General features: G+C 58.6%; 14 protein-coding genes. 8 read left to right on the top strand and 6 right to left on the bottom strand.

Translation table 11 applies throughout. From position 1 onward, the window contains the following. Positions 1-12 precede the first annotated feature (12 nt). From EDF70_RS13085 to EDF70_RS13075, 3 genes are all read right to left on the bottom strand, one after another. The gene (locus tag EDF70_RS13085; RefSeq protein WP_245519198.1) at positions 13-837 is read right to left on the bottom strand and encodes an ABC transporter permease; all 825 of its coding nucleotides are present in this window, start codon (positions 835-837) and stop codon (positions 13-15) included. Between the two features lie 80 nt (positions 838-917). Further along, complete coding sequence (locus EDF70_RS13080; RefSeq protein ID WP_132273972.1) at positions 918-1,934, bottom strand: ABC transporter permease; 1,017 nt, start codon at positions 1,932-1,934, stop codon at positions 918-920. Positions 1,935-2,008: 74 nt separating this feature from the next. Further along, complete coding sequence (locus EDF70_RS13075) at positions 2,009-3,616, bottom strand: ABC transporter substrate-binding protein (protein WP_132275785.1); 1,608 nt, start codon at positions 3,614-3,616, stop codon at positions 2,009-2,011. A gap of 283 nt (positions 3,617-3,899) precedes the next feature. On the opposite strand from EDF70_RS13075, the gene EDF70_RS13070 reads away from it, so the two are divergent. The 4 genes from EDF70_RS13070 (at position 3,900) to EDF70_RS13055 (ending at position 11,407) form a co-directional block, all read left to right on the top strand. Then, on the top strand, positions 3,900-4,430 hold the full coding sequence (locus tag EDF70_RS13070) for a sigma-70 family RNA polymerase sigma factor (RefSeq protein ID WP_245519160.1): 531 nt from the start codon (positions 3,900-3,902) through the stop codon (positions 4,428-4,430). A 129-nt stretch (positions 4,431-4,559) separates the two neighbouring features. Beyond that, entirely contained in the window at positions 4,560-5,573 is a 1,014-nt protein-coding gene (locus EDF70_RS13065) for a FecR domain-containing protein (protein ID WP_132273969.1), read from the top strand. A gap of 162 nt (positions 5,574-5,735) precedes the next feature. Continuing rightward, a complete protein-coding gene (locus EDF70_RS13060) occupies positions 5,736-8,645 on the top strand; it encodes a hypothetical protein (protein ID WP_165932021.1) in 2,910 nt (969 codons plus the stop codon). An 11-nt stretch (positions 8,646-8,656) separates the two neighbouring features. Then, on the top strand, positions 8,657-11,407 hold the full coding sequence (locus EDF70_RS13055; RefSeq protein ID WP_165932020.1) for a pitrilysin family protein: 2,751 nt from the start codon (positions 8,657-8,659) through the stop codon (positions 11,405-11,407). A 52-nt stretch (positions 11,408-11,459) separates the two neighbouring features. Here EDF70_RS13055 and EDF70_RS13050 read toward each other — a convergent pair whose 3' ends face one another. From EDF70_RS13050 to EDF70_RS13040, 3 genes are all read right to left on the bottom strand, one after another. Continuing rightward, the gene (locus EDF70_RS13050; protein ID WP_132273961.1) at positions 11,460-12,476 is read right to left on the bottom strand and encodes an Ldh family oxidoreductase; all 1,017 of its coding nucleotides are present in this window, start codon (positions 12,474-12,476) and stop codon (positions 11,460-11,462) included. A gap of 216 nt (positions 12,477-12,692) precedes the next feature. Further along, positions 12,693-13,220: a DUF992 domain-containing protein gene (locus tag EDF70_RS13045; RefSeq protein WP_132273958.1), complete on the bottom strand. Its 528-nt coding sequence runs from the start codon at positions 13,218-13,220 to the stop codon at positions 12,693-12,695. A 152-nt stretch (positions 13,221-13,372) separates the two neighbouring features. Beyond that, on the bottom strand, positions 13,373-14,245 hold the full coding sequence (locus EDF70_RS13040) for a helix-turn-helix domain-containing protein (protein WP_132273955.1): 873 nt from the start codon (positions 14,243-14,245) through the stop codon (positions 13,373-13,375). Positions 14,246-14,357: 112 nt separating this feature from the next. Between EDF70_RS13040 and pobA the strand changes: the two genes are divergently transcribed. The 4 genes from pobA to EDF70_RS13020 all read left to right on the top strand — a co-directional run bounded on the left by pobA (position 14,358) and on the right by EDF70_RS13020 (position 19,464). Beyond that, the gene (pobA, locus tag EDF70_RS13035; protein WP_132273952.1) at positions 14,358-15,527 is read left to right on the top strand and encodes a 4-hydroxybenzoate 3-monooxygenase; all 1,170 of its coding nucleotides are present in this window, start codon (positions 14,358-14,360) and stop codon (positions 15,525-15,527) included. Positions 15,528-15,672: 145 nt separating this feature from the next. Beyond that, positions 15,673-16,722, top strand: a complete 1,050-nt coding sequence (locus EDF70_RS13030) for an NAD(P)-dependent alcohol dehydrogenase (RefSeq protein ID WP_132273950.1) — start codon at positions 15,673-15,675, stop codon at positions 16,720-16,722. A gap of 169 nt (positions 16,723-16,891) precedes the next feature. Beyond that, entirely contained in the window at positions 16,892-19,186 is a 2,295-nt protein-coding gene (locus EDF70_RS13025; protein WP_132273947.1) for an FdhF/YdeP family oxidoreductase, read from the top strand. Next, positions 19,183-19,464 carry a hypothetical protein gene (locus EDF70_RS13020; RefSeq protein WP_132273944.1) on the top strand — a complete coding sequence of 94 codons (282 nt, stop codon included), beginning with the start codon at positions 19,183-19,185 and terminating at the stop codon, positions 19,462-19,464. The genes EDF70_RS13025 and EDF70_RS13020 overlap by 4 nt, the downstream gene beginning before the upstream one ends. The last annotated feature ends 4 nt before the right edge of the window (positions 19,465-19,468 follow it).

Below are 19,468 nucleotides of genomic sequence, written 5' to 3'. Positions count from 1 at the left end.
CGCGGTCACTCCTTAATGCTGTTTCGGGTCAAGAGCGTCGCGCAGGCCATCACCCAGAAGGTTGAAGGCAAGGCTGACGATGAGGATGGCGCCACCGGGGAAGGCGACCAGCCACCAGTTGTCGAGCATGTAGCGGCGGCCTGTGGCAATCATCGCGCCCCATTCCGGCAATGGCGGCTGCGCGCCGAGGCCGAGAAAGCCGAGGCCGGCAGCGGTGAGGATGACCGTTGCCATCGAAAGCGTGATGCGCACCAGAACCGAGGGCATGCACATCGGCACGATCGACTTGACGATGATGCGCAGGCTGGATGCACCCTGCATGCACGAGGCGGAGATATAATCCGCATTGCGGAAGGTCAGCGTTTCGGCGCGCGCGAGGCGGGCAATCGGCGGCCAGGCGGTGAGACCGATGGCGATGATGGCGTTTTCCAGACCGGCACCGAGTGCGGCAACAAAGGCCAGCGACAGGATGAGGCTCGGGAAGGAGAGAAAAATGTCGGTGATGCGCATCATCACCGTATCGTACCAGCCGCCGAAATAGCCGGCCGTCGTTCCGACCAGCAGGCCGACCGGGCCGACGATGACCGAAACGATGGTGATGATCGTCAGGCTGATGCGGGTGCCGTAGATGATGCGGCTCATGATATCGCGGCCGAGTTCATCCGTGCCGAACCAGTGCGCGGCATTCGGCGGCTGCAGCACGTTGTTGAGGTTGATCACATTGGGCTCGTAGGGCGCAATCAGCGGTGCAACGAGTGCCGTCAGAAGCAGGATGGTGATGACGACAAGGCCGAAACCCGAAGAGGGATTGCCGAGCAGCTCGCGAATGATCGCCATAAACCGCCGCAGGGACGAGTTCGGGTTCGATAGCGAAGCCGGCATAGCGTGTTCCTGAGTGTTGAGCGTTTCGATAGCCATCAGCGCGTCCTCGGATCAAAAATCTTGTAGAGTGCGTCGGATAGAAGATTGAGCGCGATGAAGATGATGCCCACCAGCAGCACGCAGGTCATGACGGCATTCATGTCGCCGATCAGCATGTTGTTGGTGATGTACTGGCCAAAGCCCGGCCACGAGAACACGGTCTCGATCAGCACGGCGCCTTCGAGCAGGCTGCCATAGGCGAGTGCCACGATAGTCACCAGCTGAACGCGGATGTTGGCAAATGCATGGTGCCAGATGGTGCGGCTCTTGGAGAGACCTTTTACGCGCGCCGTCGTGATGTATTCCTGGTTCAGCTGATCCAGCATGAAGCTGCGGGTCATGCGGGTGATGTAGGCCATCGACGAGTAGCCGAGAATGCTGGCCGGCAGCAGAAGATGGTTGACGGCATCCCAAAAAACTTCCCAGTCACCGGCGATCACGCTGTCGATCAAAAGGAAGCCGGTCGTTTCGGGGACAAGGCCGATGTAGAAATCGGACATGCGTCCACCACCGCCGACCAGATCCAGCACCGCATAGAAAATGATCAGGCCGATCATGCCGGTCCAGAAGATCGGCATCGAGTGGCCGATCAGGGTGAGAAAGCGGATGACGTGGTCGATCGGCTTGTTGCGGCGCACCGCCGCCAGGATACCCAGCGGTATGCCGAGACCGGCGCCGAAGAGGATGGCGAAAGTGGCGAGCTCGATGGTTGCCGGCATGACATGCAGAATATCGTTGATGACCGGCTGGCCGGTGCGGATCGAGGTGCCAAAATCGCCCTGCAGCAGATCGGTCACATACCGGAAGAACTGCTGGTAGATCGGCAGATTGGCGCCGATACGCTCCGCCACCATTTCATAGGTCGCCTGATCCGCTTCTTCGCCGATGATGGCGCGAACGGGGTCGACCGGCATCATGCGCCCGATACAGAAAGTCAGGATCAGCAAGCCGACAAGGGTAACGAAAATCGTTCCGGCCTGCCGCCCAAAGGCGGTGAAACTCTCGGACTTCATGGAGCCTCCTCAATATGACGTGGGAGGCCGCAGCGCTGCGAAAAGACGAGAGGCAGCGCCGCGGCAAGGAGCGGTTAGCGCTCTTTCGTGACCGTGCGCAGCTGCGTCGACCAGGACGGGTTCAGCTGCAGACCCTTGACGTCGGCGCGGAAGCCGACGCTGTCGACGACTTCGGAGAACGGCTGCAGGGCAGGGACCATGTCGGCGTAATAGGTCTGGATCGCCTCGTAATCCTTGATCTGCTTGTCCTTGTTGCCTTCAACGAGAGCATCATCGATCATCTTGTTGATCTTCTCGTCGTAGAAGGACGTGCGCCAGCCCTGGAAATTGGTGAGCTTTGCCGCATCCGAATTGTCCGGATTGTAGACGGTGGCGCGCAGGTTCGAGTCCGGATGTGGCAACTGGCCACCGCCGCCGCGGCCGACAAGCAATTCATACTTGCGCTCGCGCATGGCGCCGTAAATCTGATCACCAGTGCCGGTGATGATCTCGGCCTTGATGCCGCCCTGTGCAAGGGTCGCCTGGATGGCGGTCGCGGCACTCATGAACGGCACGTCGGAAATGGCGCGCAGCGTGGTCGAAAAACCGTTGGGGAAACCGGCTTCAGCCAGAAGTGCCTTGGCTTTTTCCACGTCGAGCTTGTAACCGGCATTTGGGAGCGAGCCAAAGATGCCGCTGGCGATCGGGCGATCACGCAACGTGCCGAAATAGGGGAGAACGCTGTCGTTCAAGCCCTGATAGTCGATGAGATAACGAAGTGCCTCGCGCACTTTCGGGTTCTGAAATTTCTCGTCCTTCATGGAGACGGCGAGATAATAAAAGCCGCTGCCGCCATTGGTCTGGATCTCGACATTTTCGTCTTTTTCCAGCGCTTTCAGGTCTGCCGCCGACATCGAAAAGGCGATGTCGATATCACCCTTTTCGAGCATCAGTCTCTGGCTCTGGGACTCCGCCAGATGGCGCATCATGATGCGCTTCATCGCCGGTTTCTCACCCCAGTATTCGGCGTTCTGGTCAAGAATGACGCGTTCGTTGGAAGCCCACTGGCCGAGCGTGAACGGGCCGGAACCTGCCGAATTGTTGGTGAGCCATGCGGCGCCCTGATCGCCGTTCTTGTCGTGCTCCATCACGGTCTTGCTATCAAGAATGGAGCCGGGGCCAACAATGCCGAGCGTCTGAACGATGATCTGCGGATCGACCTTCTTCGGCAGCGTCACGACGACAGTCTGCGCATCGGGAGCAGTGAAGCTGGCATCGGCATTCGCGGCGGTGAAGCCGTGCGTCTTCAGGAACGAAGCCTGCGCAAGGTTCAGTTTCATCAGGCGCTTGAACGACCAGACCACATCTTCGGAAGTGACCGGGTTGCCGGATGCGAACTTGGCGCCATCGCGCAGCTTGAAGGTGATCGAGCTGTTGTCGGCAGCGATCGTCCAGCTTTCCGCCAGCTGCGGATCCACCTTGGCGCGCTCGATGGCGTTAAGCGAGACGAGGTTATCATATATGTTGGCGAGAACCTGAACGGTCTCCTTGCCGGTAATAGCGGCTGGGTCCAGTGTCAGGATGTTGTTCATGGAAAAGCCGACCACGAGCATGGTCGGCGGTGTTGCCGCGTAAACCGGCTGAGATAGCAGGGTAGAGCCAAGCAGAATGGTGGCAAGCAGCTTAACGGACGGTTTTTTCATCATCGATCCTCCCAATCACGACCGCCTCCTCCAAGGCAGTAAAACCGTATTAAGAGATATGATGTCCTACGATCGCTGTCAACCGACAACATGGGCACCATCGATAACGTTTATGACCGGCGCCACGCCCATGCGCATCGGCAACGTCCATAGGTTGTCTTTGGTTTCATGCAGATCGCCCGATGGATGATTGAAAACACCATGACGAGACGATAACGAAACACGACTATAAAACTCCAGATTTGTTCGGACTGACAGTGACCAGCGCCACAGAAAGCATTGCATGACCATGGACCGCGATATCGCGCGGCTCGATGCGATCTTTCCCGGCATGCGTCCGTCATTGGTGAGGTTCATTCTGCGTATCGTTCGCGATGTCGCCGTCGCCGAAGAATTGACCCACGATGCCTATCTTCGTACCCGCAAGGCACTGGAAACGTCGCAGCCGCGCCATCTGGAGGCTCTTTTATGGCAGACGGCCCGTAACCTGGCGCTGGATCATATCCGCTGGAAAAAGGTGCGCAGTGGTACCGAACCTCTGGATGAAGGCGTTACCGGCGAGCAGACCTATGCGGACCCGCAGCCTTCGGCGGAAGATCACGCCATCCAGAAGGATCAGCTCCGCGTGGTTGGCGATGCCTTGCGGACATTGCCGCCTCGCGCCCAGAAAGTTTGGGTCTTGAGCCGCGTCGAGGGCTGGCCCTATCCACGGATTGCCGCGCATCTGGGGGTGTCGCCGAATACCGTTTTCAACGACATCAAGATGGTGATGGCCTTGTTATTGGAACTTCGCAAGAAGATGGATGCAGAATGATGTTTCAGGACCGCTTTTCAGCTCGACCCGATTTTTTGCAATGTCCTACCTGTTTTTTTGTGAGAAAGGCGCAGGCCAATCGTCATCATTCATATGGTCACCTGATGGATAGGCATGTGAGCGTTTTCCATGCGTGAGAACACGGCGGGACAGGAATTGAACGAGGCCTACCGGCATCCGGACCGGGCAATGGATGAAGCATTGGACTGGCTGGTTCGCCTTGAAGCCGGCGGCTTTGTCGATCGTGGCGCCAGGGCCGAGTTCGACGTCTGGCTGGATGCCGAGCCGAGCCACCGTGCCGCCTTCGAGGAGATCAAGACGCTCTGGGCCTCACCGGAAACGCTCGTCGCGGCGCAGGAACTGGATATCCACCTGCGCGGCCTGCCCGTGCCACTGGATGCTGCTCGCAAAATGCCGCGACACCGTATCGGTTCGCAGGCCTGGGCCGCCGCTGCCTGTCTGGCCGTTGTCATCGGCGCGACGTATCTCGCCCTGCAATCCATGCCGCGCATGCTGGCGGATTACACAACGGACGCCGGTGAGCGTCGCGAGATCACACTGCCGGATGGCTCCCGCATGATCCTCAATACCGATAGCGCCGTGTATCTGGATTTTGCCGGAAGCAAACGCGGCGTGCGGTTGATCGAGGGTGAAGTCTGGTTCGATGTCGTGCATGACGCCACGCGGCAGTTTCATGTGGCAGGGCATTACAGTGATGTTCAGGTGAAAGGCACCGCCTTTGTCGTCAAGGTTCAAGGTGATGCCGATACGGTCCTGCTCCAGCGCGGTGCGGTTGACGCCGTTCATGAGCAGAAGTCGATCTCCCTGGTCCATCTTGTGCCGGGAGAAATGGTCGTCGCCTCCAGCGATGCGATGTCGCCCGTCGAAAAATTCGACGACGAGCGGGATCTTGGTTGGCTACAGGGGCGGGTGGTGATCGACGCAAAACCGCTGGGCGATGCACTGGCGGAGGTTGGCCGTTACTTCGATGGCAGGGTGATGGTGCTCAATCGCAGCCTGCTGGATGTCACCGTCAGCGGCGACTATCGCACCGACCGCGCCCAGGCCGCCATTGCCGGCCTCGCTGCCGCTGCTGGCGGAAAAACCACCGTTCTTCCGGGCGGTTACATAATCATTCGTTAAATTCTCAACTTTTTTTGTGAGATCGATCGACCTCGCACGTCGAACGCTACTGAGGCCTGTTGCATGACGGCAGGCAACCGTTGAGCCGAGGGGCTCAGCGGCTTGGTGACGATAAATGCCTGCCATCCATGACGGATGGCAGGGGGCGTTCAGGAGATGGGAATGGCATTGCAGGCGGGGTTGAAGCGCGGGGCGGGGGCTCACGGCGCGAAGGTTGGCAAGAAGCTTGCGATTTTGTTGACTTCTTCGGCGATCATTCTGGTTACTCCGGGGATTTCGTCTGCACAAACTGCCAAACCAGCAGCGACGGCCCGCCGGGATATTTCCTTTGCTATTCCCGCCCAGCCGCTGACCGCTGCTATCAAGGCATTCATCCGCGCTACCGGCTGGCAGGTCGGTTATCCGGCAGCCCTTTTGCAGAATAAATCATCGAGTGCCATTTCCGGCCGGATGGCACCTGAGGCGGCATTGGGGGCAATGCTTGCCGGCACTGGTATCAGTATGCGCGTTACCGGGCCGGAAACTGTTGCGCTGATCGGCGAAGCGGACGCTGCAACCGCAGTCGATGGCGGTGACAGCACGGTTCTCGGCACGATCACCGTCGATGGCACCAACAAGGGCGTTTACCTCGGCACCGACAGCGTTTCCGACACCGGCACGACGACCATTGCCGCCGGCCAGATCGTCGCCCGCTCTGCCGGAAACGATGCCAATGATATTCTGCGCAACCTGCCGAACGTGCAGTACCAGAACGATGTCGACGACGATGCGGGCGTGTCGGATCAGGATGTGATCGATCTGAAGCCGCGTGAAGTGTCTATTGCCGGCGGGCGTGTCTACGAGAACAATTTTCTTCTTGAAGGCATGGCCATCAACACGGTGACAGGCAGCGAAGAATTTGGCACGGGTGCAGAGCTTGATGACCTCGATAGGGGAAGCCCTCCCGCCCAGGAACGTTTTTTCGGCCTTCATTCACAGTCTGTGTATGTGCCCACCGATTTCCTGCAGGATGTGACGGTTATCGACAGCAATGCCTCCGCCGTTTACGGCAATTTTCAGGGTGGCGTGGTGTCCTATCGAATGCAGCAGGTGTCTACCGATCGCTGGACCGGCAGCGTTAGTACCGACTTCACCACCAGCGACTGGACCGGATATCATGTTGCATCGAAAAGCGGCCTGAACCCGACCGGTGTCGCCACGCCGGATTACCTGAAGCGACGGCAGGCCATTTCCATCAGCGGGCCGATCACCGACAACATCGCGATCTTGGGTCAGTATAGCTGCCAGACAGCGGTGACAGAAAAAGACAAGGACTATCAGTATAGCGAGAGTCAGCGCGTCGGAGAGGAAGCCCAGAATGAATTCTACAGGGCGCAAATCAAGGCCACGACCGACCTCGGTGATTTCACGCTGGAAGGTGTTTACACCGATTACGTGCAGGCGTGGGAATACGCGAGCTGGCGCAACATGCGGATCGACCAGATCGCGCAGGGACTGAATACCAAGCTGCAACACGATTATGAATTTTCGGATTTCGACCTTGCCGGCATGGCGCTTTCGAACGTCAGGCTTGAGTCCAAGCTGGGATATGGCACGTCGGACAATATCAACGATATGAACGGCAATGTTGCCCGCGCTTACAAGCAGACATTTTACCGGTCTAACCGGAAGTTATTTGAAGCTACAGAATTGTCAGGTATCTCCGACTGGTGCCGTACTCCTCCCGGAATTACGACGACGACGATCTGCTATGATGGTGCCACCGGCGACAAGGAGCAGGGACAGGAACAGTTGACATGGTCGCAGGACCTGTCCGGCGATGTCGGGAACGGCTCTTTCAAGCTGGGTGGCGAATACGTCCACACGGACGCATATCGCCGCCGACCCGAAGACGCGACTTATTACGGTGTTTACACCTCAAAAGGAGAAGCAGGCGTCACTGGTTTCGTTTGCAAAACGACCGAAGAATGCAACGAAGAGCAATATGCCAGCAACAAGACTGTCTACAAGGCATTTGACGTCGACGCAAAGCTCAACCAGTTCAGCGCTTATGCCGAAGTGGAACAGACTTGGGAATGGTTCAACCTTAGGGCTGGCGGGCGGGTAAGCTATGACGATTACATGAAAAACGTCGACCTGGCGCCGCGTGTGGTCGCAACCATTACGCCATGGCAGGATTTTTCGATCTCACTAGGGGCCAACCGTTATTATAATGCCCAGAGCCTTGCCTATGCCATCCGTGAGCGCCAACCACGGCCGGTGACATCCACCCGCAACATCCTTAAACCCGCCGAAGAAAACTGGAAAGAGCTTGCTGAAACTTATTTCACCAGCTCGGCCACGGGTCTTGATACACCCTATACCGACGAGTTCACTGTCGGCTTATCTGGAATTGAACCGCTTCTGGGAGGTCAATGGCGTTTGCGCTTCATGGACCGGCGCTCCAAAGACCAGTTTGCTTCTGACAAATCAGGCAACAGCTACACGCTGACCAACAATGGTACCGGCGCATATCAGTCAGTGTCTGCAGAATATTCAAAAGAGTTGAAGGCACCTGAATTGCCAGGGCTTGATGCCTTGCTCTTCAATGCATCGGTGACATGGTCAAAGCGCGAAGTTTCCAACGACAGCTATTATGAGGATTCGTTCGAGGACGATTACATCTATTACAAGGGGCAATCCTACTCGAAGGCGGGCTTCAGCGTTGTGACCGGAAACATGGATATTCCTGTCCGTTTTCAGACGGGGCTATCAAGCAGCTGGCTCGACGATGCATTGAAACTGGATGTTACGGCTAACTACAATCTGGCTTATACGGCCGCGCTCGATACGGAAGACACGATCTCGGTCGACGGCAAACAGCATTCCATTTACGAAGATTTCGATTTCAAATCGCTTATGACCTTCGATCTTGCAGCAAGCTATGAGGTCTACAAAAAGGATAATGCCGGCCTGAGCTTCAATGTGCGGGTCGAGAACGTTTTCGATCAGATCGGCAACGGCAAAACCTCGGATACAAGGCCGTGGGTAATCGGTCGCACCTTTTGGGTCGGTGCAAAGGCGACGTTCTAAGCATGCCAGTTATGACCCGCCTTTTCGCCTTCCTGCTGTTCGTCGCCATCGCCCTGCCGGTCACCGCCGGCGAGGCGCAGTGGGATCCTCGTCTCACCCGCGGCACGCTCGATAACGGCCTGAACTATATCCTGCACGATAGCGGCAAGCCCGAAGACCCGTTCAATATCCGGCTTGTCGTCCATGCAGGTTCGGTCGATGAGGATCGGCCGAGCGGTGCCGCACATATGCTGGAGCACATGGTCTTCCAGTCAAACCGCGCGCATCCGCAAAGCATTCATCGCTACATTCAGGAGATCGGCTGGCGCCAGGGTGTTCAGGTCAACGCGGTAACGCGCGAGACCGAAACGCAATACATGATCCGCACCCGACCCGACGATGCGCTGGACCTTTCGCAATCGCTGGCATTGGCGGCGGACCTGGCGTTCGGCGCCGAACTGCGTGCCGAGGATTGGGCAAAGGAGCGTTTTGTCATTCTGGAGGAGTTGCGGCAGGGCGATAGCGCCGCGGATAGGATCAGCCGCCAGAAGAAGGCGGTTTTGCGCGTTGGCTCGCGTTACGTCGATCGACCGACGATCGGCACACGCGAGGGCATCGAGGCGGCATCGATCGAGGATATCCGCGCCTTCTACGAACAATTTTATACCGCCTCCAACATGACCTTGATCGTTTCGGGCCGGATAGACCGCGTCTCGGCAGAAGCGGCAATCCGCCGCCTTTTCGGAAATGCGCCCAAAAAGCCAAAGCCGGCCCGCCCTTATGTCGAGCTTCCGCTGAAAGAAAGCCTGACGGCAGGTCTGGTTCAGGACCCAGCCGGTTCGTCATCGCAGACGACATACGCATTCCGCATGGCAATGCCCGAGCGCAGCAGCGAGGAGGGGCAATTTGCCTATCTGCAGAAATATCTGCTCACCCGGCTGATCCGCGATGCCATTCAGGCGCAGTCACCGCATTACGCCGACACGGTCAAAAGCCTCGGTTTCGTGGCGCAGGAGACGACAGAACGCCGGTTGATCCTGGCCTTCAATGCGTCGGGTCAAGACCATGATGTTGCCCTGTCGATCCTGCTGGAAGCGGTCGAGCGCTTGCGGCGCGAGGGCATCTCGCAGAAGGCATTCGATGCCGCCATGGCTTCGGCCCGCCGCGTGAATGAAGCCAATATAGAAGCCGCCAGCCAGCGAACCTATGCCGAATGGGAGGATCGCATCACCTCCGCCGTGCTGATGGGGTCCGTTCTCGACGATCCGGCGCGAAGGGCGGAACGCACGAAGGAACTTCTGGCCAGCATCACGTTTGAGGGTTTGCAGGCACGGATGCGGGAAATGCTCGCGGCGCCGGATCAGGTCGTGTTCTACCAGCTGCCGGGCGGTAAAACGCGTAGCGCACCAATGGCCGCCGAAATAGAGGCCATGCGGGACGAATTGTCGGCACGCGCCGTGCTTGCGCAATTGCCGGCCTTGAAGACAAGCGCGAAAGACGAAACCGCAACCGTTCCACAATGGCCGGCTGATGTGCAGGTGGCGCGCACTGGAACGATTGTATCGCAGGAACACCGGACATCACCCGAGGTTCGCGAATGGACACTTTCCAATGGCGACCGGGTTGTTTGGCTGGTCAGGGATACGCCGGACGCAAAAACCTATCTGTCCGGGCAATCGGCGGTTGGTTTCATGAATGCCGAATACGGCAGCGCCACCTCACAGATTGCCCTGCAACTGTGGACGCAGAGCGGATATCGCTTCTGGACGCAGGATCAGTATGACGTCTGGAACTCGGCGCAATCGAACGGCGGGCATTGGAGTTATGCGCTCAAGGCCGGCATGCTGGATGTCGCCATTGCCGCCAAACCCGCAAATCTGCCGGAAATGCTCGAGCGTTATGCGCGAGATGTCGCTTTCGGTACCGTTCGGGAAGAAGCCGTCAATGCCGTCGAGGAGGACCGAGTGTCGCTCGATGGTCGCGACGATAGCTATTCCCGGCTTCTGTACGGAAAGGATGAGGTCGAAGGCGCGGCTAGCTCTACCCCATCCGTCTCTGCCGAACATTTCGAGGCAGCGGCCAGGGCTTTGCTGTCGCAGCGCGTCACATGGTTTGCTGTTGGACCGGCGCCGGATGCCGCCATACGCGATGCCTTTGCCGGTGTGATTGGCGCCGTGCCGCGTGGCGTGGCTCTGACACCGGAACCGCTTTTGCAGGCCGAAGGTGTTCGTATTGCGGAAAGTGAAGGTGCCGGAAAAGATCGTGCCCGCGTACAGCTCTCCTTCTTCACGCCGATGAACTGGACGCCGGAGGCAAGTTTTCTTGTCTCCGCTCTGACGCCCGTCGCGCAGCAGGCATTGAAAAACGAGCTGCGGTACCGGCTGGCGGGTATCTATACCCTGCAATTCGAGTTGGAACTGGATACGGATAGCAATCGCGCCATCGGCAGCCTGTCATTCTACTGCGCTCCGGAAAGGGCAAAGGAACTAGCGGAGGCAGCACTTGCCGTCCTCAGGAACATGCCGGAATACGCGCGGCAGACTGATACGGCACGCATCCGCTCGGATATCGAGTTTGCGGAATCTGGACGGCTTTCGGACCCGAACACCTGGCTGCGACGGCTGGCGCTGAGCTATAAACGCTATGGCGATGCCGGTTATCTGACGCGGATGGGAGGATTGGCCGACAGCCTGACCGACCAGATGCTGCAGGAAAATGCTGCCGCCGTGTTCAGAACGGATAACGTGGCGATCCTGACACAAGCGCCCAGACAGCCGCTATGATTGTACGATCCTGAGGAAATTTGCATCGGGCGTGGCGCTGCAGCGTTGATTGTCAGGCTTCGGCCAATGCCTTCAGCTTCTCGTAATTTTCGCGAGACAGCGGAATGCCGTCCTTCTCCGCCTTGGCGCGGGTAATGTGGCGGCGCTCGCCGGGAAGTCGTTCCTGGCCGGCGTCCAGCACCAGATCGCAGATGCCGGCGACCCGTTCGGCAAACACGTCATTGCCGCCGCGTGCCGGATCGATGACGATAAAAAACTGGCCGGTGAACGGCGTCTGAGCGCCCTTGTGGCCGCTCCAGTCGAATTCGCCGGAAAAATATCCGCCGGTGAGCGCGGCACTGAGGATTTCCACCATCAGCGCGATCGAATTGCCCTTATGTCCGCCAAACGGCAGAAGCGCGCCGCCGTCCAGAATTTCCTTCGGATCATTGGTCGGCTGACCATCCCGATCGACACCCATGCCGGGTTTGAGGTCATGGCCGGAGCGTGCTGCAATCTGTACATCGCCATGGGCGATCGCTGACGATGCCTGATCGAAGACGAAGGGGGCAGCACCCGCGCGCGGCGAGGCGAAAGCGACCGGATTGGTGCCGAAAACCGCTTTTTTGCCGCCATGCGGCACAACGCAGGCCATGCTGTTGACGACGCTGAGCGCCACAAAACCCTCTTCGGCAAATGGTTCGACATCGGGCCACAGCGCGCTGAAATGGTGTGACCGGCGGATGGCAAGAACGGCGACGCCGTTTGCCTTGACCTTCTCGATCAGCAATGGCCGTGCGGCAAGCATTGCCGGCTGGGTAAACCCGCCCTTTGCATCCACACGCACGAATGCCGGGCCGACATCCTCGACCTCCGCTACCGCCGTGCCATCCACCCAGCCGCTTTTGAGCGATGAAACGTACCCGGCCATGCGAAATATGCCATGGCTGAGGGAGCCGTCACGTTCGCAGCCCGCACAGTTTTCAGCCAGGATTGCCGCGTTTTGCTCCGACACTCCGTTTCTCACAAAAATCTGTTCGAGCAGGGTAACAAGATCGGCATAAGAGAGGGTAACGGCGGTCTCGGTCATGCTTGCTCCAAAATTCCAACGGATGGGGCCTCAGCAAACAGGACAATTCCCTATCGCTTCAAGCCTGATGCGGTCGTTCGCTTTGCGGTCGCATGAAGATATCTGCAACGGAGCGGCTTTCAACAAGAGATCTTGGTAAACCCGTGGAACACAATGAAAAATGGCGCAAACCCAAGCGGATTTGCGCCATTTGATAGAAGGACAGTGTCCTTCGGTTTAGTTGACCGACGCCAGCGTCATCGAAGTGCCGGTCGCTGCGACGTTGAGTCCAAGCTGGCCTGTGACGCTAACCGTCTGCAGATGGATCGAGCCGGTCGTGCCGCCCACCAGAATGTTTGCACCGATGCCCGCACCTGCCGTCACTTCAGCCGTGGCGCCCTGATAGATGCCGCCGAGCGAACCATGGTGATAACCGGCTGTCGGGGCAAGGACGGCCCATATCAGGCGGCTGCGGGTTGTGAAGCCGATATCGACGCCCAGCTTGCGGATCGCGCCGGAATAGTGGTCGAGCGGCTCGCCGTCGATGGTCGACTTGAATACGCAGTCGACTTCCTTGGCGGAACCGAGCACATACCCTGCGCCACCGGCAATGTTGCAATCAAGATAGCCGATCTTGACGCCGTTGCGAGCGCCTTCCTCAACGACGACGGGGCGTTCTGCACGCACAACATCGGCGGCATAAACAGCGCCGGCGCTGGCGAGGACCGGTGTGGCGGCGAGTGCCAAGGCGATAATCTTCTTCATGTCAGTCTCCTTAAAAATCCCTGTTGCCGCCATCTTCATTCCGGCGATGAGACAAGCTGGCGATCCGTTAACGAATCCATCGCCAATTCGATCCATGCGCATGGCATTTTCGGGGCGGAGCAATGAAAAAGGTTAACAAGCGGTGCGAATGTTCACGCGGCATCTGTCTGCTGAGATCGTTGCGCCCGTCGATAATCGCTTGGGGACATGCCGGTGCGCTGTCGAAAGCAGCGGGAAAAATAGGTGGCGTCGGAAAATCCGAGGTTTTCGGAAATGTGCTGGATGCTAGCGCCGGTAAGTGCCAGCGCCCGCCTGGCTTCGTCGATGGAGCGGCCGATGATCATATCGTGGGCGGTCATGCCCGTGACCCTTCGCACGACCCGGTTGAGGTGCGTAGGCGAGAGCCCGAGCCGCGCCGCATATTCCGCCGCTGTCATCTGCTGGCGAAAATGGCGGCCGATCAATTCGTTAAGAGCGATAACATGACGTTGTGCATCATCGACCACAATATCGGCTGAAGCGGAGGCAGGGCTGTCCGATCGCAAAACCAGTCCGGCGACGACCGAAAGATAGGCGTCGAGAATGGTCGTTCGACCCGGTCGTGCGGCATCATACTCCTCAGCGATACGATGAAAGGTCTGGTCCAGATAAACGGTGTCGGGGCCGGATGCATCAAGCAGGATCACCTGTGCTTCTCGACCGGCCTGCAGGGATGGCAATTTCGCCGCCATGACCGTGATGACAAGGCCGGCAATGTCCTGCGAAAAACGAAAGCCGTGAACGGGGCCGGGCGGGATGAAGACCACGCAGGGTGGCTTGAGCGGCTTCGTGGCGCCATCGAACATGGCATCGCCGGAGCCATCCCAGATGTAGAGAAATTGCAGAAAATGCTCATGGCGGTGCAGGCCGATTTCCCAATGATAGGCACTGCTGCGCGACGCTATGGTTTCGCAATGAAGCTGGAAATGCGCACTGTCGTCGCGGTCTTCGCCAAACAGATCGTAGGTCGGAATTGTTCGCGACATCAAAAACGCCTCCCGAGCGATGTTCGATTTGTGCAGGAATACGCTTCAAATGTCCATTGTAAGCCATTCTGTCATTCGTCAATCTTTGCGCGCACCGTACTGGGAGGATATCGTGCGCACTCAAGTCGTTATCATCGGATCCGGGCCCTCGGGCCTTCTGCTCGGTCAGTTGCTTGGCAATGCCGGCATCGACAATGTCGTCCTCGATCGTGTCGCCAAGAATTACATCCTCGGCCGGGTTCGTGCTGGCGTGCTGGAAGAGGGGACAGTTGGCCTCCTGAAAGACGCTAGCGCAGATATGCGCATGCGCGAAGAGGGCCTGCCGCATGACGGTTTTTCGCTTGCTTTTGACGGCCGTGATCATCGGATCGATCTGTTCGCACTCACCGGCAAACGGGTCATGGTCTACGGCCAGACCGAACTGACCCGCGATTTGATGGACAGGCGTGAAGCGACTGGCGGCGTCAGCATCTATGAGGCGACAAATGTCATGCCGCATGACTTTGGCGGTGGTCGCCCTTATGTCACCTATGAGAAGGATGGCGTAACGCACCGTATCGATTGTGATTTCATCGCCGGTTGCGATGGCTATCACGGCATAAGCCGTAAATCCGTGCCCGAAAGATCGATTGCGACCTTCGAGCGAACCTATCCGTTCGGCTGGCTTGGTGTTCTGGCGGACGTGCCCCCTGTCAGCCACGAACTGATCTATGCCAATCACCCACGCGGTTTTGCCCTTTGCTCGATGCGCTCGGCCAGCCGCAGTCGTTATTACATCCAATGCCCGCTTGACGAAAAAGTGGAAAACTGGAGCGACGACTGTTTTTATGACGAGTTGCGGCGCCGGCTGCCGACGACGCATGCACAAGCATTGGTGGTCGGCCCGTCATTCGAGAAATCGATTGCGCCGCTGCGATCCTTCGTGGCCGAGCCGATGCGTTTTGGCTCGTTGTTTCTGGTTGGTGACGCCGCGCACATCGTGCCGCCAACCGGCGCCAAGGGGCTGAACCTCGCGGCAAGCGATGTGCATTACCTGTTCGAAGGCCTGCGCGACCATTATCTCGATCACACACAGACAGCGCTTGATGCCTATTCGGAGAGAGCCCTGAGAAGGGTCTGGAAATCCGTGCGCTTCTCCTGGTCGATGACGACGCTGATGCATCGCTTCCCGGAGGGTGGCGATTTTGGCCAGAAAATCCAGGAGGCCGAACTCGATTATCTGACCCATTCCGACGCAGCCGCCAGATCGCTGGCCGAAAACTATGTCGGCCTGCCGTATTGATGCTTACTCTTGCGCCATGGCGTCGGAGGATCGTGCAATCATCTCGGTGGAATGAACTGGCCTAAATTGCGGCTCGGCCCTATGTTTCGCCCATCGGTCCGAAAGGGCCGAGTTTCCATTCAATTCAAATCGGAAGGTTCTCATCATGGCTATTGCAAGAGGCTATGCCGCGACGGATGCATCCAAACCCCTCGCTCCCTTCACCTTCGAACGCCGCGAACCCAATGACGATGATGTCGTGATCGACATCAAGTTCGCCGGCGTTTGCCACTCCGATATCCACACCGTGCGCAATGAATGGGGCGGTGCGGTCTATCCGATCGTTCCGGGCCATGAAATCGCCGGTGTCGTCACCGCAGTCGGTTCCAAGGTTTCCAAGTTCAAGGTTGGTGACCATGTCGGCGTCGGCTGCTTCGTCGATAGCTGCGTTGGGTGCGCGACCCGCGATGTCGATCTCGAGCAGTACATGCCCGGCCTGGTTCAGACCTATAACAGTGTCGAAGCCGACGGCAAGACGCCGACGCAGGGCGGTTACTCCGACAGCATCGTCGTCAAGGAAGGATATGTCATGTCCATTCCGGACAACCTTCCGCTCGACGCCGCTGCCCCGCTTCTGTGCGCCGGCATCACGCTCTATTCGCCGCTGCATCACTGGAAGGCCGGTCCCGGCAAGAAGGTCGCGATCGTCGGCATGGGTGGCCTTGGCCATATGGGCGTCAAGATCGCCCACGCCATGGGTGCTGAAGTGACGGTTCTCAGCCAGTCGCTGTCGAAGAAGGAAGACGGCCTGCGTCTTGGTGCGGATCACTATTACGCGACCAACGACAAGGAGACCTTCACCAAACTGGCGGGTACGTTCGACCTGATCGTCTGCACGGTCTCGGCGGAGATCGACTGGAATGCCTATATGGGCCTGCTCAAGGTCGAGGGTTCGTTCGTGGTCGTCGGCGCGCCGGAAAATGCCATCCCGGTTCACGCATTTTCGCTGATCCCGGGCCGCAAGAGCATCTCCGGCTCGATGATCGGTTCGATCAAGGAAACCCAGGAAATGCTGGACTTCTGCGGCCGCCACAACATCGTCAGCGAGATCGAACTGATCGATATCAAGGATATCAACGAAGCCTATGAGCGCGTCATCAAGAGCGATGTGCGTTACCGTTTCGTGATCGACATGGCGACGCTGAAGGCCGCCTGAGGTCTCTCGATTCAACTGAAAATATCAGCGGGCCGGTCGCAAGATCGGCCCGTTCTTTTTGCTGCGCTTTGCCGCGCGGCTCTATGTCACGCCCAACGATAGATTTTTTCTATCGGCCTATGGGTTTGATCCGCTTGATCATTTTTGCGATTTGTCAGAAATGCGGCAAATGGACACAGGATTTATCGGTAAGAAATCGTCCGCCGCAGGTGGATGGGGTGCATTGAAAAGCTGCGGCAAGCAGCTCTTGAAAAGTGGTACGCCGCTTTCCGGCGCGCGTACCATGCTGAAGGCCAATCAGCCGGATGGCTTTGATTGTCCCGGCTGTGCGTGGGGCGATCCTGCGCACGGGTCTTCGTTCGAATTCTGCGAAAACGGCGTGAAGGCCGTCGCATGGGAATCAACCGAAAAACGCGCAACCCCTGAACTCTTCGCCGCAAACACCGTTTCCGACCTTCGCAAGCTGACCGATTACGAACTCGAACTTCACGGCCGTCTGACGCATCCGATGCGTTACGATGCCGTCAGCGACAAATACCTGCCCGTCGCCTGGGCTGACGCTTTTGCCGAAATCGGCAGCATGCTGAAGAATCTGGACAGCCCGGATCGGGCCGAATTCTACACATCCGGCCGCGCCAGCAACGAAGCCGCCTATCTCTACCAGCTGTTCGTGCGCCTTTACGGCACCAACAATTTCCCCGACTGCTCCAACATGTGCCACGAGGCGAGCGGCGTCGGCCTGCGCCAGTCGATCGGCGTCGGCAAGGGCACCGTCCTTCTCGAGGATTTCGAAGAGGCTGATGCCATCTTCGTGATCGGCCAGAACCCCGGCACCAATCATCCACGCATGCTGGGTGATCTTCGCCGCGCCGCGGTCCGTGGCGCCAAGATCGTCGTGTTCAACCCCATCAAAGAACGCGGTCTGGAACGCTTCACCGACCCGCAGGACAAGCTGGAAATGCTGCGCGGTGGCGCAACCGATATCGCCAGCGATTACCTGCAGCCGCGCCTCGGCGGCGACATGGCTGCCGTGCGAGGCATGGCCAAGGCCGTGTTTGCAGCGGAAGATGCGGCAATCGCGGCGGGCCAACCGGCCGTGCTCGATCACGCATTTCTTGCCGAACACAGTGTCGGCCTGGCCGAATACCGAGCCGCCGTCGATGCCACCGATTGGGCGCAGATCGAGGATCAGTCCGGCCTGTCGCGCGCCCAGATCGAGAGTGCTGCCGATATTTACATGAAAGCCGGCCGGGTGATCTGCACCTGGGCCATGGGCGTCACCCAGCACGTGCATTCCGTCGCGACCATTCGCGAAATTTCCAACTTCATGTTCCTGCGCGGCAATATCGGCAAGCCGGGCGCCGGCCTTTGCCCGGTGCGTGGCCATTCCAACGTGCAGGGCGACCGCACGGTCGGCATCAACGAAAAGCCGCCGGTTGCCTTCCTCGACTCGCTGGAAAAACATTTTGGCGTCGCCATGCCGCGCCATGAAGGCCATAATGTTCTCGCCGCCATCGGCGCCATGCTGGATGGCTCGGCGGAAGTGTTTATCGGGCTCGGCGGCAATTTTGCCCGTGCCACGCCGGATAGCGCCATCGTCGAACAGGCGATGCGTCGCATGAAGCTTACGGTGAATATCGCCACCAAGCCGAACCACTCGCATCTGATGCCGGGTGAGGTTTCCTTCATCCTGCCCTGCCTCGGCCGCACCGAGATGGATCTCAACGCCGAAGGCACTTCGCAGCTGATCAGCGTCGAGGATTCGATGAGCATGGTGCATGGTTCTGCCGGCATCAACCGTCCGGCCTCGCCATACCTCATGTCGGAAGTCGCCATTGTTGCCGGCATAGCCGAAGCGACTGTCGGCAATGCGGTGGTCGATTGGGCTGAACTGGCACAGAACAACGACCGCATTCGCGACCATATCGAAGCCACCATTCCCGGCTTCGAAAACTACAATGAGCGTCTGCGCAAGCCGCGCGGTTTCCACCTGCGCAATGCCGCAGCCCATCGCGAATGGAACACGGCAAAGGGCAAGGCGACATTCTCGAACGTCGCGCTGCCGGCCGAAACCGTTCATCAGCGGGCGAACAAGGGTGGCGGCAATTTCGCCCTCCAGACTTTCCGTTCGCATGACCAGTACAACACCACGGTTTACGGCCTCGATGACCGCTATCGCGGCGTTTACGGCGAGCGTCAGGTGATCTTCATTCACCCTGCCGATCTGGAAGCGATGAGCGCCGCTGCCGGTGACCGGGTCGACGTCGTGACGGAAAGCAATGACGGTATCGACCGCGTCGCTGAAAACTTCCGCTTCGTGCCCTATGATATCCCGCGCGGCAGCATTGCCGGTTATTATCCGGAACTGAACGTGCTGGTTCCGCTCGGCAGTGCCGGCGATGAGAGCGACACACCGACCTCGAAGTCTATCATGGTGTCCTTCCGCAAGCGGCAGGCAGCGTGACCGACGACGCGCCGGAGGCCAAACGCTTCCTGGCGCTTGTCGCGACAGCGCAGGAGGGGGACCCTGCGCTGTCCTCGATTCAGGCGGCAATCATGGTTGCTGCCGATCTCGGCATTGCGAGTGACAGCCGCAGTTTTGCTCGGATATTGGGCGTCGAGCATGCACTGGCGATTCGCGAGCTCAATGCGCTTGCCGAGCGCGGCGATGTGATTACGATCGTGAAACGCGACGCCCGAACCTTGCGGACTTTCTACAAGCGGCTTGGCATAGGCAGCTGACTTC

This window comes from Neorhizobium sp. JUb45, from assembly GCF_004343585.1.
GTDB lineage: Bacteria > Pseudomonadota > Alphaproteobacteria > Rhizobiales > Rhizobiaceae > Neorhizobium.
Note: the sequence above shows the minus strand (reverse complement) of the source record. Positions and strands in the feature narration are given on the sequence as shown.

Bases quoted from the DNA above. Each gene is read 5' to 3' on its own strand.
- EDF70_RS13085 (WP_245519198.1), bottom strand. From the start codon at position 837: ATGGCGATCATTCGCGAGCTGCTCGGCAATCCCTCTTCGGGTTTCGGC.
- EDF70_RS13080 (WP_132273972.1), bottom strand. From the start codon at position 1,934: ATGAAGTCCGAGAGTTTCACCGCCTTTGGGCGGCAGGCCGGAACGATT.
- EDF70_RS13075 (WP_132275785.1), bottom strand. From the start codon at position 3,616: ATGAAAAAACCGTCCGTTAAGCTGCTTGCCACCATTCTGCTTGGCTCT.
- EDF70_RS13070 (WP_245519160.1), top strand. From the start codon at position 3,900: ATGACCATGGACCGCGATATCGCGCGGCTCGATGCGATCTTTCCCGGC.
- EDF70_RS13065 (WP_132273969.1), top strand. From the start codon at position 4,560: ATGCGTGAGAACACGGCGGGACAGGAATTGAACGAGGCCTACCGGCAT.
- EDF70_RS13060 (WP_165932021.1), top strand. From the start codon at position 5,736: ATGGCATTGCAGGCGGGGTTGAAGCGCGGGGCGGGGGCTCACGGCGCG.
- EDF70_RS13055 (WP_165932020.1), top strand. From the start codon at position 8,657: ATGACCCGCCTTTTCGCCTTCCTGCTGTTCGTCGCCATCGCCCTGCCG.
- EDF70_RS13050 (WP_132273961.1), bottom strand. From the start codon at position 12,476: ATGACCGAGACCGCCGTTACCCTCTCTTATGCCGATCTTGTTACCCTG.
- EDF70_RS13045 (WP_132273958.1), bottom strand. From the start codon at position 13,220: ATGAAGAAGATTATCGCCTTGGCACTCGCCGCCACACCGGTCCTCGCC.
- EDF70_RS13040 (WP_132273955.1), bottom strand. From the start codon at position 14,245: ATGTCGCGAACAATTCCGACCTACGATCTGTTTGGCGAAGACCGCGAC.
- EDF70_RS13030 (WP_132273950.1), top strand. From the start codon at position 15,673: ATGGCTATTGCAAGAGGCTATGCCGCGACGGATGCATCCAAACCCCTC.
- EDF70_RS13025 (WP_132273947.1), top strand. From the start codon at position 16,892: ATGGACACAGGATTTATCGGTAAGAAATCGTCCGCCGCAGGTGGATGG.